This is a genomic window from Propionispora hippei DSM 15287, from assembly GCF_900141835.1.
Classification (GTDB): Bacteria; Bacillota; Negativicutes; order Propionisporales; family Propionisporaceae; genus Propionispora; species Propionispora hippei.
The window spans coordinates 26,373-40,282 of sequence record NZ_FQZD01000006.1 but is presented as its reverse complement, the minus strand read 5'-3'; the positions used below and the strand labels follow the sequence as shown (position 1 = coordinate 40,282).

Sequence of the window (13,910 nt, the reverse complement as noted above, 5' to 3'; positions counted from 1 at the left end):
TCATAACAAAAAGCAATAGCTGCCCGCAAGCAGGCAGCTATTGCTTTTGTTTATTTGGAAACCGATACGGAGGTATCTTTTCCTTTTCTCCATTGTTTAATTTTTATTGTTAATTTTTCCACGACAACAAACAACACAGGAATCAGGAAGATACCCAGCGAGGTTGCCATCAGCATGCCACCGACAACCGCCGTCCCCATGGAGTTTCTGGCTGCGGCGCCGGCGCCGGTGGCAATAGCCAGCGGCAGGCAGCCGATGATGAAGGCCAACGAGGTCATCAAAATAGGCCGTAGTCTGATTTTCGCCGCCTCAATCGCCGCCTGAACCGGGTTCATACCGTTATCAACCCGAACCTTGGCAAACTCAACAATTAAAATGGCATTCTTGGCCGCCAGCCCAATCAGCATGACCAGCCCAATCTGCATATATACACTGTTTTCCAAATGCCGGGCATACTGGAAGAGGAAAGCGCCAAAGATGCCTGTCGGCACCGATAGCAGTACGGCAAAAGGCACGCTCCAGCTTTCATACAGCGCTGCCAGACAAAGGAAAACAAAGAGCAGGGCAAAGCCAAATACAACAGGAGCCCGGCTACCGGAAATCTTTTCCTCCCGGCTCTGACCTGACCATTCATAGGTATAACCGGTTGGCAATACCTGAGCAGCCACTTCCTCCAGGGCAGTAATTGCCTGACCGGAACTGAAACCATTAGCCGGCATACCGTTGATCTGGATGGCGCGGGACCCGTTATAGCGGCTGATCAGCGTCGTCGCATTCATCGGTTTTGGCTTAAGCAGGGTATTTAATGGCACCATAGTTCCATTGGAACCTTTGAGGAAGAAGAACCGAGTAGCATCCACCTGAGAACGGTAATCCACATCAGCTTGCAGCATAACTTTGAAGGTCCGGCCGAATTTATTGAAATCATTGACCTGGACGCCACCGAAATAGGTTTGCAGCGTCGTAAACACCTCGTCCAGGGAAACGCCCAATTTTTCTACTTTTTCCCGATCCACTTCAAATTCGAAACCAGGTGTATTCATTTGGAAGGTAGTATATACCTTACCAATTTCCGGCCGTTTACGGGCCGCCGCTAAAAATTCCTGAGAAACGCGGTCAAAATCTCCCATTTCTCCACCGCTGCGGTCAAGCAGCATCATGGTGAAGCCACCGGCAATGCCCAGACCGGGCAGCGAAGGCGGATTAAGGGCAATGACCTGGCCTTCCGGCAAATGGCTGCTTTTTTGGAATACCTGCCCAATTTGCGCATTTACGGCAGTTTGCGGATTGGTCCGCTCATCCCATGGCTTAAGACCTACGAACATAGTTGCCGCATTGGATTTAATCCCGCCACTTAACATGTCGTAGCCAATAACGGCCATAGTATCCTGAACACCGGGCTGCTTCGATACATCCTCCGCTAATTTGCTGACTGCCTCATCAGTCCGGTTCATGCTTGCGGCTTCTGGCAAGGTTAGCGTACTAATAAAAAAGCCCTGATCCTCTTCCGGTATAAACGCCGAAGGAACCATTTTCAGTAAAAAGCCGGTCAGAATGAGCAGTATCAGGAGCGACGCCAGGCATACACTGGCTTTGGGAATAATCCTGCCCAGACCGTGGCCATACCGTTCAATCATTCTTTCAAACCAGTCGTTAAACCGGTCAAAGAAGCGGCCCAAGAGGCCTTTATGTTCATCAGGATTGTAGGGTTTAAGCAGCATGGCGCATAGCGCCGGCGTCAATGACAAAGCCACTAGGGCCGACAGTCCCATCGAAACAGCAATGGTTAACGCAAACTGCTTATACAAAACCCCCATCGTACCGCCGAAGAAGGCAACCGGAATGAATACTGAAGCCAGCACGAAGGCAATGGCCACTACCGGTCCCGATACCTCACTCATCGCCCGTTTGGTAGCTTCCCTGGGCGCCATGCCGGAATAACGCATATGATGTTCCACCGCTTCGATAACCACGATGGCATCATCAACCACCAGACCGATAGCCAGCACCATGGCAAACAAGGTCAGTGTATTGATGGAAAAGCCCAGTGCTACAAACGCCCCAAACGTACCAATCAGTGATACGGGAATAGCCAGCATCGGTATCAGCGTGGCCCGCCAGTTTTGCAGGAAGATAAACACGACCAGCAGCACCAGCATTAGCGCTTCGGCAAAGGTTTTGGCCACCTCGACCATTGATTCGCGGACAAACTTGGTGTTATCGATCATAACACTGTATTGTAAATCCGGCGGGAAACGCTTGGAAGCATCCGCCAATACTTTGCGCACATTGCTGATCGTTTCTAAGGCATTGGCATCATTGCTGAGCTGAATGGCGAAGCCTACCGCCGTTTTCCCGTTCATTTTGGGACTGAAGTTATAGTTCTGGCTGCCCAGTTCCACCCGGGCCACATCCTTGATTCGGACAAAAGAACCGTCCGCCTCGGCCCGGATAATAATATTGCCGAATTCCTCCGGCGTGCTGAGACGGCCTTTTACTTTAGCCGTATACTGCTTTTCCTGGTTCTGCGGCGTCGGCATAGTACCGATATTGCCAGCCGGCGCCTGAATGTTCTGTGCCTGAATAGCACTCTGCACATCGCCTACCGTTAGGCCAAGCTGGGCCAGCTTATCCGGCTTTACCCATATCCGCATAGCGTAGTCAGCGCCGAATTCCATAATATTGCCGACACCTTTTACGCGCTTAATATCATCTTCCAAATAGATGGTACCGTAACTCTTTAAGAAGTTTGAGTCATAACTGTTATTGGGCGACCACAGGGTGAAAATGAACGCCATATCCTGGGTCGATTTTTTCGTTGTCACACCGGACTGCCGTACCGTGTCAGGAATGGAAGCGTCAGCCTGCGACACCCGGTTTTGGGTCTGTACCGTAGCAATATCGGCATTCTTTTCTGTTTCAAACTGTACGTTTAAGGTATATGACCCCGCATCGGTACTGGTTGAATTCATGGAAACCATGTCCTCAACACCGTTTACCTGTTCCTCAATGGTTTGGGCCACTGTTTGTTCCACAACGTCCGCATTGGCTCCCTGATAGGTGGCACCAACCCGGACGGTAGGCGGCGCAATTTGCGGATACTGCGCAATTGGCAGGTTAAACGCGGCAATCCCACCGATTAGCGTGATCAAAATAGATAGCACAATGGCAAAAACGGGGCGTTCAATAAAAAACTTAGCCATGTCTTAACACCCCCTATTGTTTCGCCGGATTTATAAACTGATCCAATCCGACCGTGGTTACCGCTAACGCCGCGCCTGGCTGAACTTTATTGGTGCCTTCGACAACAACACGGTCTCCCGGCTGCAGGCCTTCTTCGACAATCCACAGATTGCCTACTTTGGCGCCCATCGTCACAGCCCGCGATTCGGCTTTATCGCCTTCACCTACAACGGTGACAAAGTTTTTGCCTAACAATTCCTGCACTGCCCGCTGCGGTACCAGCAAGGCGCCCTTATGTACTTCACCGGCGGCGATTACCCGGGCAAACATCCCCGGCACCAGCAATTGCTGAGCATTGGCAAAGGAAGCCTTGATGGTAATGGTTCCGGTATTTTGATTAATGCCCCGGTCCACCTGCTCCACCTGGCCGGTCACCGGATATTCGGTGCCGTTGCTAAGGACCATTTTAAGGCTATTACCCCAGGAGTTAGGCAATCCACCGTTGTTATTGGCCAACTGAAGATATTCGTTTTCATTCATGCTGAATTGTACAAAGACCGGGTCAATCGACGAAATGGTAGCCATTACAGTCGAACCGGCCGTGACATAGCTACCCACACTCAAATCATTGACATCCATGCGGCCGTCAATGGGCGAAACAATAAGCGTATCTGCCAGATTTTCCTGCGCCAACTGTACTTGCGCCTGATTGGCCTCTACGGCCGCCATGTTTTGCTGCTCTACGGAAACCTGGGTATCCAATGTCTGTTGGGCAATAGCGTCCTGAGCGGCCAGTCTCTTATAGCGGCTGACATCCAGACGGGAATTGGCCAATGTGGCTTCCGACTGGGCCAACTGAGCCTTGGCGGAAAGCAGGGATGATTCATACTGCCGGCGGTCTATTTGAAAGAGCGGCTGGCCCTTCTTCACCATGGCCCCACCATTAACCATCTTAGCCACAATATTGCCGGAAACTTTGGATTGAAGTTTTACCTCATTTTTAGCCTGCACCTGACCTACATACTCATAGGTGACCGGCGTATCCTGTTGAGCAACTTGTATTGCCTTGACTTCCACAGCCTGTTGTGGCATTTGGGCCGTCTGTTTGCTGCAACCGGCCGCCAATATAGCGCCGCACAGCAAGAAGACTCCTACATAACTCATTTTTTTCAAACCTGTGCTAATCAATACTTCCCCTCCTATTTCGCCATTCTTACACATGTTAATATATGACTATTATATTATAGTTAGATTACAGATATCGTTTTCCAGTTCTTATACCCCCGGGCATTGAACCCCATGTAAATAAATCTCCAAAGACTGCCGAAGATAATATTCCTCCCGGTCAGCCTTCGCCGTTAAAATTGTATCGGGCAGACATTGGGTAAAAAGGGTATAATGTATCATGCTGAATAAGGTTACTGTGGCACAGTAAATATCAAGATCAGGCCGAAACCTTCCCTGGTCAATGGCTTCCTGGATACATTCGCCCAAGAAATTATGAAACCGCTCCGCCTCGCCCCGGACAATCTCATCAAAACAATTGGTCGGGCTGAGCAATTCTCGATACAGCAACCGGTTAAGATAAGGAAATTTTTTATGTATCTCCATTGCTGTTTGAATAAAGCACCTTATCTTTTCCAAAGGATCTTGCTCTTCCTGACGGATGACCTCCAACTGTCTGCCAAAAAGCGTAAGCTGCTGCTCCATTACGTAGGAATATAGTTTTTCTTTTCCACCAAAATAATAAGAAATTAAGGCAATGTTTACACCCGCCGCTTCAGCGATTTCTTTAACAGATACGCGGGCATATCCTTTCAGGGAGAACAAGGTAACTGCAGACTCAACAATTTTATTTATAGTTGGTTTATCAATACAATCCACCACGTAATATCTGGTCACCTCACTAATTAAACATTCGTTTTAAATAACTATTTAAAAGTTACACTTAATTATAGTACACGGGCAAATGTTTTGTCTACTAAAATCAGCCAAAAGAAAAAGCATTGAACCGGAAGGCCGGCCCCAATGCTTGTCATAACATTCTAGTACCCTGAGCACCTAATAAGATAAGTTTGCAAGGATTTTTTTGTCCTGCCAGGCGGAGAAGCCACGCATACCGGATGTATGTAAGGCGACGACAGCTAAAGCAGATGAAGAAGCCTTCCCGAAGATCCATGCATTTAGGGAAAGCAGAGTACTATATACCCCGAATTATTAAGATACGGAAAGGGGAAGCACATAAGAAAAAATACTGTTGAAGTGCGCCGCGCTGCCGGCGATAACAAAGAAATGCCAGACCGCATGACTATAGGGCATTTTACGGGCCAGATAGAAAATAGCCCCTACCGTATACAGCACACCGCCGGCAATCAACCAGTACAAACCGGCTGCCGGCAAGGTCATAATCAGCGGTTTAATCATAACAACAGCAAACCAGCCCATCAGGATATAGCACAAAGTGGAAAGCCGGTTAAACCGTCTGACAAAAAAAACCTTGAACACAATACCGACAATAGCCAGCGTCCACACGACACCAAAAATGATCCAGCCTAGTGTACCGTGCAGCGGAACAAAGGCAAACGGTGTGTAAGTGCCGGCAATCAAGAGGTATATGGCCGAATGGTCAAAAATTTTAAAGATATGTTTGACCCGTTCATTGGTAAAACTATGATACAGTGTCGAAGCCAGATACAGCAGTACCAACGAGGTGCCATAAATGCTAAAGCTTACAATGTGCCAGACACTGCCTTGCGTGCAAGCGCCGACTGCCAGCACCACCAGTCCGACCAACGCCAGTACAGCGCCAATACCATGAGTAATCGCATTGACGATTTCTTCCATATATATCCCTCCTAGCTGTAGGTTGTGTAAAAATAAGCCATACTTGCATTATATCACAATCAGGTGCATTGATACCCGCCATTTATTTCCATACTACTTGTCTACCGGCACAAATTACGGTATGATGCTAGTATTCACTAACTCTGAACGTACAATAATTTCAAAGCTTCGCTATCATCGGCTGACCTAAATCCGATAGGCACATAGCTTTGTCTTATGAAACATCCCCATAAATTTAATTTTCGCGGCGGATCATTACATCAAAATGTAAGGAAGAATACGGCATATGAAGACATTTACGAGTTACAAAATCGAAGAACAGCATGCCGGGCTGCCTGTCGAAGCCTATTTAAAAGAAATTCTTGGTTACTCCGGCAGAAAAATTCAGAAACTAACCAGAAAAAAAGGAATTCTCTTAAATAAACGAAGCGTTTTTTTGCAAAAAAACCTTAAAACCGGTGACCTGCTGCAGGTTGCCGTGCTGGAAGATGCCTCCTACGGTGTGCAGCCCGAAGCAGGCGGCGTCGACATTTTATATGAAGATGAGTACCTGTTGGTACTGAATAAACCGCCTTATCAGCTTGTTCATCCTGCCGGACATACAACCCACGGCACCTTGGCCAACCATCTGGCCTATCACTGGCAACAGCAGGGCCTGCTCTATACGCTTCGCCCGATTCACCGCCTCGACCGCGATACGTCGGGCTGCATCCTCTTTGCCAAGGACGCCCAAAGCCAGTTTAAACTGGAAGAGCAGCTAAAGTCCAGGCAAATCAGCCGGCTGTACCAGGCCTGTGTCACCGGCCTGGTACAGCCTCCCCAGGGAATCATAACGGCCGGCATCGCTGTTCATCCTCACCGTCCCAACCGCCGTATTGTCAGTGACCAGGGAGAATCGGCCATTACCCACTACCGGACGCTGCAGCAATTTCCCGTCGCCACTTTATTGGAATTGGAACTGGAAACAGGGCGCACCCACCAAATCCGCCTGCACTTAGCGCACCTGGGGCACCCCGTCATTGGCGACGCCATGTACGGAAAACCTTCACCATTTATGCCCCGTCAAGCCCTTCACGCCGTTTCAGTCACATTCAGCACACTGGGCGACAACCGGCGAATTACCGTGCAGGCGCCGCTCCCCACCGATTTCCGACAACTGCTTGACCACTGCGGCCTAACACCAACCAATAAAACTTAACAAAAACTAATTGAAATAAACTCAAACTAGTTATATAATAAATACACCAGTTATTTGCATAATAAACAAGAGGCAATGCGGCCGAACATGTTCTACTATCATGTTCGCGCCGCTCTTTTATTTTTTGGGGGTGTCTATCATGCCAAACCACAGCCCTATACTAATGTCTAAGGCGAAATCATTCATAAGTCCCTTAGAACTTATTTGCTTGGAAGATAAATTTACCACGCGTTCCACTCCCCTGCCCAAAACCAATCTGACCTACCGTTTGCACATAAAAGAACCGCTACCCCAGCCACAACCGTCAAGTGAGGATTTTATCCTTAAGACCTGTTTGACCAATCCCTTTTGGAACGATTTCCGGCTGCTGGACTTTTTCACTCGCCAGGGTCTCTCGTTGACCATGCAGCAGCTGCTGCAAGTCAAGCAAAAGTTGGGTATAACGTCCAAAGCTGCTTTATGCCAGGCACTTATCCAGTTGTACATAAAAAATCCGGACACCCTGGACGTACATCAAATCCGGTTTATCGAGCGGGTCAATCCCGCCTTTTGCGACCGGGAGCTGTCAGTCACGGCACCGGGAGAAAAGCTGGTTTATGAGTGCATCTGCACCCGCCGCATGATCAGCAAACTTAAGACACTGCAATACATTCATTTGTTTATGGATTTATTTAACGGTTACACCTTCGGCCTTTTTAGCCCTGATCGCTCCCTGCCGACAGGCCTACAGTGGTTCCGCAAAAAAGTTCTTCCCTTCTATCAGTCAAGATATTGCACAGCACCGCTGGTGCTCTATCATGCTGCCGAACAAACGTCCCAACCATCCGCAACGTCCACTTGCATGGGGTTAGAAAAATTAAGCCGGCCTTCCGGTACGATTCAGGCCTTCCGCAAGTTCATTCTGCCCGGCTTTTTTGAGGGACTGCGTCTATATGACACGCCGATAACGCTGCTGGACACGGCCTTTTCCCACTGGCTTCATTCTTATAATGCCACCGAAGATTTTGACCGGTACCGTGACAGATTGCAACTAATCAACCAAACCGGCTGTACCCGGATTTGTTTAGACTGACCGTTCGTAAACAACAGGCCTTCCCCAGTTTATAGCTGAGGAAGGCCTGTTTGCTGTTTTATTTCGATTTCAATAATATTGGCCTGCCCTTTTATTCTAAATTGGCATGGCGGGAAAACATGGCTGTAGAAGTTTTTTCTTGCAGTTCCATTAACCGGACAATAATGGCATCCATCAGCAGCAAAATACTTTGCTCAAACAACGACCCCATAGGCTGAGCGGTAATACTTCGGGTATCTGCCGCTTCTTTGGTTACGGCAGGCACCTGCACAACAATGTCGGCGCTGCGTCCAATCGTCGATCCAGGGGCAGCAGTCAGCACAGCCAGTTTAGCCTGTAGCTTCTTGCATTTGTCCGCCATGGTCACAAGACTGCCTGTTTCACCCGAACCGGATGCCAGCAGCAGTAAGTCACCGGCAGCCAGACTAGGCGTAACCGTTTCCCCCACCACATAGACCGTAAAGCCCATATGCATTAAGCGCATGGCAAAGGCCTTGGCCATCAGGCCCGACCGGCCGGCACCGGCTACAAAAACCCGGTTGGCCGCCCTGATGGCTGCTGCCAGTTCCTCCAAGGCGGTTGTGTTGACCTGGCCCAATACCTGCCCAATTTCCCGGATAATTATTTCAGAATAGGTATTTGCATCCATCCTTTATCGCTCCCGTCAAAGTATTAGCAACAAGGCTGACTCCCTTCGGCCTCCAAATCACTGAGTTGCTTTAACCGTGGAATAAACCGGCCACCGGTAAAAGGGGTATCCAGCCACAACGCAGTGATTTCTTCCGCCATTCTTTGGCTGATTACCCGGCTGCCCATACACAGCACATTGATATTCACATCGCTCTTGGCATATTTCGCGGTAAACAGCTCATTACATAGACCGGCCCGTATACCCGGAACTTTGTTGGCGGCAATGGACATGCCCATACCTGTGCCACAAATCAAAATGCCGCCACCTACCTCTGCTGCTGCAGTCTTTTGGGCCACTGCCTTGGCAATAGGGACATATTCCACCGGACTGTCGCCAGCTTGAGGTCCACAGTCCAGAACTTCCAGCTTCCGGTCGGCCAGAAACTGTTTTAGTTTCTCTTTCATTTCAAAACCGGCATGATCAGAGCCAATGGCAATTTTCATAACAATCCTCCGATGCTTACGGATATTTTATAGTAAAAACTAATCCTATTTCTCCGGATAGAATAAAACCTTGCCGAAATTCCCTTGCCGGTTGATAATCTTTTCAAAGGTTGCCGGACCTTCCGCCAGGCTGAGCCGGTGGGTGATCATAGGTTCTACCTTGATTTTTCCTTCCTGCAGGAAATGGACGGTTGTCTGCCATTCCTTCCCCGGGAAGGGAGCCGAAATAGCATTCCAGGAGCCATAGACACTCAGCTCATTGCGCACAATCCGCTCAAAATAGAACCGCTTCACCATCACATCGCCATAGGGAATTCCCATGAATACAACCTTGCCGCCTTTACGGGGCAGCGAGAATACCTGAGCAGAGGTAATCGTGCTGCCGGCCGATTCCACGGCAATATCTACCCCGCGATTGCCGGTCATTTCAAATATTTTTACATGAGGTTCTATATCCTTTGTGTTAACACCGAAATCAGCCCCCAGTTGCTTAGCCAGTTCCAGCTTGGCATCATCAATATCCAGGGCGTAAACGTGTCTGGCGCCAAAGATTTTAGCCCATTGAATGGTTAATAGACCAATGGTGCCACAACCGATTACTGCCACATCGTCACCGGCCTCGATACCCGTTTTGTAAAGCCCGTGAATAGCCACACTGGTCGGTTCAATCATGCTGGCGGCATCGTAAGGCACACTGTCAGGCAATTTAACGCAGTTTTCCGCCGGTACTTTTACATACTCGGCGAAAGCACCCGGATGTCTGGCGCCAATGACAGTCAGCTTCTCACAACGGGCAAACTCGCCCTTCCGGCAGGACTCGCAATGACCGCAATACAGGGCCGGACAAGCGGTCACACGGTCACCGGGTTTCAAGCTGTCTACTTCGCTGCCTACTGCTTCAATTTCGCCGGAAAACTCATGCCCCCAGGTCATTCCTGCGATGTAGGGCCCCAGCTTGGCATAACGGTGAATATCGGAGCCGCAGATCCCCACCACCTTTACTTTGATAATGACTTCCTTACTATCTTCCAATACCGCCTTGGCAGTCTCTTCATATCGCAAGTCTCTGGGGCCATATAAATTTAATGCTTTCATTTTCACAAAACTCCCTTCTTCCATTACCAATCTAAAAACAAACTTCCTGGCTTCCCGGCTATTTGTAATATTGTTTTAACTCGTTGTAAACCTTGTCAGGCCCCATAAACGCATAGACCAGCGGCATACCGTCAACGACCGGTTTCCCTGCTGCCAGGCTCTTCGGCGTCAGACGTACAATGACATCAGGGTTATGCTTTTCTTCCATTTCCTTTAAATCACTGGTAAACAGATTGACTGCGACAGCCTCCACCTCATTCATCCCTCTTTTTTTGCAGCCTGCCACCAGTTCTTTGCTTATTTTTTCGGCTTTGGCATCGGTCGTTCCACTTATAATCAATACTTTCATCTTGACAACTCCTTTTGCTTTCAGCTTTATGGTTATACCGGCCTGAATTCGAATCAATCAGCCTCAAACACCACAAAGTTCAATTAACTCCTGCAGGGAAGCAATCGTATAATCCGGCTCTTCGGCTGCCAATTCCTCCGGCGAAAAATCCGACCAGGTTACCACTGCCGTTTTGGCACCGGCTCGCTTGGCGCAGCGTATGTCAAAAGGACTATCGCCAACCATGAGCACCCGTGACAAGTCCTGGACATCCAAACGACGGCAAGCTTCCAGCACCGGCTCCGGGTCGGGCTTATGTTGGGTGGTATCTTCCATGCAAACAAGTACATCGAAAAAAGGCTCCAGAGAAAATAACGCCAGTCCCATCGCCGCTAAATCCTTTATTTTGGAAGTAACCAGACCGATACGCACCTGCTTTTCTTTTAATAACTGCAGTGTTTCGGCCACGCCCGGATAGATCAGCACCATATCATCATGCCTGGCTGCCGAAGTTTTTTTATAAAATCCGATCGTTTCAGCAGTAGGTTCTACTGCGAAATGGCTCAAAATATTATGGATCGAGGTTCCCACCAATTTGCTGATGTGTGCCGCCTCCACTGTCTTGCCGGTAAAATGCTTGATAGTAATCTGATAGGAAGTAGTAATCAGCTTCATAGTATCCAACAGCGTTCCATCCAGATCAAATAGAATTAGATCAAAATTTCTCATACATATTCTCGCTTTGCCGGTTATTTTTCTTGCCTATACAGTCGGTCTACAGCCGCACCTCATAGGTGGGTCTGCCCACCACCGACGGATTTAAGTTAATCATGCCCCCGTCAATTTTGATAACCTCGCCTGTCATATAATCAGACAAATCGGTAGCCAAAAACTCAATCACCTTCGCGCAGTCTTCCAGCGAACCCAGCCGTCCCAAAGGAATCTGATTGACAATATCCGGAATGAGCGGTTTATAATGCTTAACCCACTTTTCCGTGCCAATGCAGCCTGGCGCCACCGCATTAACAGTGATGCCATAAACAGCCAGTTCCAACGCCAGCGATCGGGTAAGTGAAATGACACCGGCCTTGGCGGCTTGATAATGAGCGTGATAAATAAATAAGGGCACCAGGCCTTCGACGGAAGCAATATTGATAATTTTGCCGGACTGCTGCCTTTTCATCGGCACCGCAGCGTATTTACTGCAAAGGAAGGTAGTCGTCAAATTCATCGCCACCGTCTTATCCCAGATATCCTTGGCACATTCGGTAGCGGTAGCCGGCCCTGCCGTACCGCCGATATTATTCACCAAAATATCCAGACGGCCAAACCTGGTCTCCAACGCAGCAAATAAGTCCTTAACCTCATCTTCCTTGGTAAGATCGCCCTGGTACAGATCGTAGCCAGCCTGCAGCGTGTCCAGTTCCTGCTCCACGGTCAGCTCGGCCTGCGCATAGGCACCGCCGCTCAAATCCCGGTCGCTGACCATGACGGCGGCTCCCAGCTTTGCCAGCCGCAAGGCAAAGGCTTTGCCCAAACCTCTTGCCCCACCGGTCACCAAAGCAACTTTTCCTGACAGCGGCTTATCCGTTCGCATAAGCATCATATTCCGCCATAATTTTTAAACTCTTGCTGGTTCCGCAGCGAGTGGCACCGGCCTCCAGGAAGTTCAACATATCTTTCAGCGTAGTCACCCCACCGGCCACCTTTACAGCTACGGCCGGACTGACCGACTGCCGCATCAGACGCACATCGGCCAACACGGCCCCACCGGGGGCAAAACCGGTAGAGGTTTTCACAAAATGAGCGCCTGCCTCTTCACATAGCTTACAGGCAATGGCAATTTCTTTCGGCGTAAGGTAATAATTCTCCAAAATCACTTTCACGACATTCCCGGCGGCAGCTTTTACCACTTCCTGAATATCGTAGCGCACCAGTTCGTAATCCTTGGCCTTTAACGCACCAAGATTGATCACGGTATCCACTTCTGTGGCGCCATTGTTAAACACATCGCTTGTTTCAAATACTTTGGCTTTCGTCGACATGGCACCCAGCGGAAACCCGGCCGTAGCGTCGATTCCAATGCCGGTACCGTCCAAAATATCGGCGGCCCGTTTCACGAGAGAAGAATGAACGGAAAGTGTCTTAAAACCAAAATCAATGCATTCCTGACAGGCCCGGGCCACATCGTCATAGGAAGCATCCGGCTTTAGCAGCGAGTGGTCGATCATCCGGGCCAGTTCACTTTTAGTCAGCATTGTCATTTCTCCTTCCAATTGTAAGAGTGTTAGCTTTCCAGGTGCCGTAGAGAACGGCCACCGTCAACCACCAGTGTTTGTCCGGTTATCATGACAGCATCGGACGTCAATAGGAAACATACTGCACCGGCGATGTCTTCCGGCTGACAGATTTTGCGCAGCGGGACTTCCTGAATGGTCTTAGCCAGCCTTTCCGGTGTAAAAAACATTTTTACCATATCGGTTTCTGTCGGTCCAGGCGCCACCACATTAACTCTAATACCACAAGGCCCGAATTCCCAGGCCAGCGCCCGGCTCATATTGACAACAGCCGCCTTGGAAGCACTGTAAGGAATGGTGCCTCCCCGGGGAGCATAAATGGCCGACGTGGCAATATTAACAATGTCACCGCCGCCTTGCTCTTTCATCCAATGGATAGCCTCCGTTGCACAATAGGCACTGCCTTTAAAATTGACATCAATGCCGCGGTCCCAGTCCTCCTGACTGAGTGCCAGGGCAGAATCACGGGAAATCCCCAATCCCGCGCAATTAATGAGAATATCAATCCGGCCAAACCGCTCTATGATCCGAGCAAACATGTCCCGCACCTCTTGGCGGACAGCTACGTTAGCCTGAAATACGGCCGTACTGCTACCACTTGCGTCTAATGAATCCGCGACTTTCTGTGCCTCTGCCACACTGGTGGCGCAATTAATCGCCACTTTGGCACCTTCCCGGAACAAACGCTCGACAATGGCTTTACCGATGCCGCGCGATCCTCCGGTGACCAGCGCCACTTTATTTTGAAAGATCATAGCA

General features: G+C 49.3%; 14 protein-coding genes. 2 read left to right on the top strand and 12 right to left on the bottom strand.

Translation table 11 applies throughout. The features are described 5' to 3' along the window. Nucleotides 1-50: 50 nt before the first annotated feature. The 4 genes from F3H20_RS03450 to trhA form a co-directional block, all read right to left on the bottom strand. The gene (locus F3H20_RS03450; protein WP_149733579.1) at nucleotides 51-3,203 is read right to left on the bottom strand and encodes an efflux RND transporter permease subunit; all 3,153 of its coding nucleotides are present in this window, start codon (nucleotides 3,201-3,203) and stop codon (nucleotides 51-53) included. A gap of 13 nt (nucleotides 3,204-3,216) precedes the next feature. After that, nucleotides 3,217-4,368, bottom strand: a complete 1,152-nt coding sequence (locus F3H20_RS03445) for an efflux RND transporter periplasmic adaptor subunit (protein WP_394349560.1) — start codon at nucleotides 4,366-4,368, stop codon at nucleotides 3,217-3,219. A gap of 90 nt (nucleotides 4,369-4,458) precedes the next feature. Then, nucleotides 4,459-5,070: a TetR/AcrR family transcriptional regulator gene (locus F3H20_RS03440; RefSeq protein ID WP_149733578.1), complete on the bottom strand. Its 612-nt coding sequence runs from the start codon at nucleotides 5,068-5,070 to the stop codon at nucleotides 4,459-4,461. Nucleotides 5,071-5,400: 330 nt separating this feature from the next. Then, nucleotides 5,401-6,027 carry a PAQR family membrane homeostasis protein TrhA gene (gene trhA / locus F3H20_RS03435; protein WP_149733577.1) on the bottom strand — a complete coding sequence of 209 codons (627 nt, stop codon included), beginning with the start codon at nucleotides 6,025-6,027 and terminating at the stop codon, nucleotides 5,401-5,403. A gap of 286 nt (nucleotides 6,028-6,313) precedes the next feature. Between trhA and F3H20_RS03430 the strand changes: the two genes are divergently transcribed. After that, on the top strand, nucleotides 6,314-7,225 hold the full coding sequence (locus F3H20_RS03430) for an RluA family pseudouridine synthase (RefSeq protein ID WP_149733576.1): 912 nt from the start codon (nucleotides 6,314-6,316) through the stop codon (nucleotides 7,223-7,225). 208 nt (nucleotides 7,226-7,433) lie between these two features. Beyond that, nucleotides 7,434-8,297, top strand: a complete 864-nt coding sequence (locus F3H20_RS03425; protein WP_149733575.1) for a hypothetical protein — start codon at nucleotides 7,434-7,436, stop codon at nucleotides 8,295-8,297. Nucleotides 8,298-8,388: 91 nt separating this feature from the next. Here the strand turns inward: F3H20_RS03425 and hxlB are convergent, their stop codons facing one another. The 8 genes from hxlB to F3H20_RS03385 form a co-directional block, all read right to left on the bottom strand. Then, nucleotides 8,389-8,946 carry a 6-phospho-3-hexuloisomerase gene (hxlB, locus tag F3H20_RS03420; protein ID WP_149733574.1) on the bottom strand — a complete coding sequence of 186 codons (558 nt, stop codon included), beginning with the start codon at nucleotides 8,944-8,946 and terminating at the stop codon, nucleotides 8,389-8,391. Nucleotides 8,947-8,969: 23 nt separating this feature from the next. Further along, nucleotides 8,970-9,431: a ribose 5-phosphate isomerase B gene (gene rpiB / locus F3H20_RS03415; protein WP_149733573.1), complete on the bottom strand. Its 462-nt coding sequence runs from the start codon at nucleotides 9,429-9,431 to the stop codon at nucleotides 8,970-8,972. Between the two features lie 45 nt (nucleotides 9,432-9,476). Continuing rightward, complete coding sequence (locus F3H20_RS03410) at nucleotides 9,477-10,526, bottom strand: galactitol-1-phosphate 5-dehydrogenase (protein ID WP_149733572.1); 1,050 nt, start codon at nucleotides 10,524-10,526, stop codon at nucleotides 9,477-9,479. A gap of 58 nt (nucleotides 10,527-10,584) precedes the next feature. Next, nucleotides 10,585-10,875: a PTS sugar transporter subunit IIB gene (locus tag F3H20_RS03405; RefSeq protein WP_149733571.1), complete on the bottom strand. Its 291-nt coding sequence runs from the start codon at nucleotides 10,873-10,875 to the stop codon at nucleotides 10,585-10,587. A gap of 63 nt (nucleotides 10,876-10,938) precedes the next feature. Continuing rightward, complete coding sequence (locus F3H20_RS03400; protein WP_149733570.1) at nucleotides 10,939-11,583, bottom strand: HAD-IA family hydrolase; 645 nt, start codon at nucleotides 11,581-11,583, stop codon at nucleotides 10,939-10,941. A 46-nt stretch (nucleotides 11,584-11,629) separates the two neighbouring features. Further along, nucleotides 11,630-12,457: an SDR family NAD(P)-dependent oxidoreductase gene (locus F3H20_RS03395; protein ID WP_188128183.1), complete on the bottom strand. Its 828-nt coding sequence runs from the start codon at nucleotides 12,455-12,457 to the stop codon at nucleotides 11,630-11,632. Beyond that, nucleotides 12,438-13,112 carry a deoxyribose-phosphate aldolase gene (gene deoC / locus F3H20_RS03390; protein WP_149733568.1) on the bottom strand — a complete coding sequence of 225 codons (675 nt, stop codon included), beginning with the start codon at nucleotides 13,110-13,112 and terminating at the stop codon, nucleotides 12,438-12,440. Before deoC ends, F3H20_RS03395 begins: the two co-directional genes overlap by 20 nt. A 29-nt stretch (nucleotides 13,113-13,141) precedes the next feature. Then, nucleotides 13,142-13,906 (bottom strand): SDR family NAD(P)-dependent oxidoreductase, encoded by a 765-nt coding sequence (locus F3H20_RS03385; protein WP_149733567.1) that lies wholly within the window; start codon nucleotides 13,904-13,906, stop codon nucleotides 13,142-13,144. Nucleotides 13,907-13,910 lie beyond the last annotated feature (4 nt).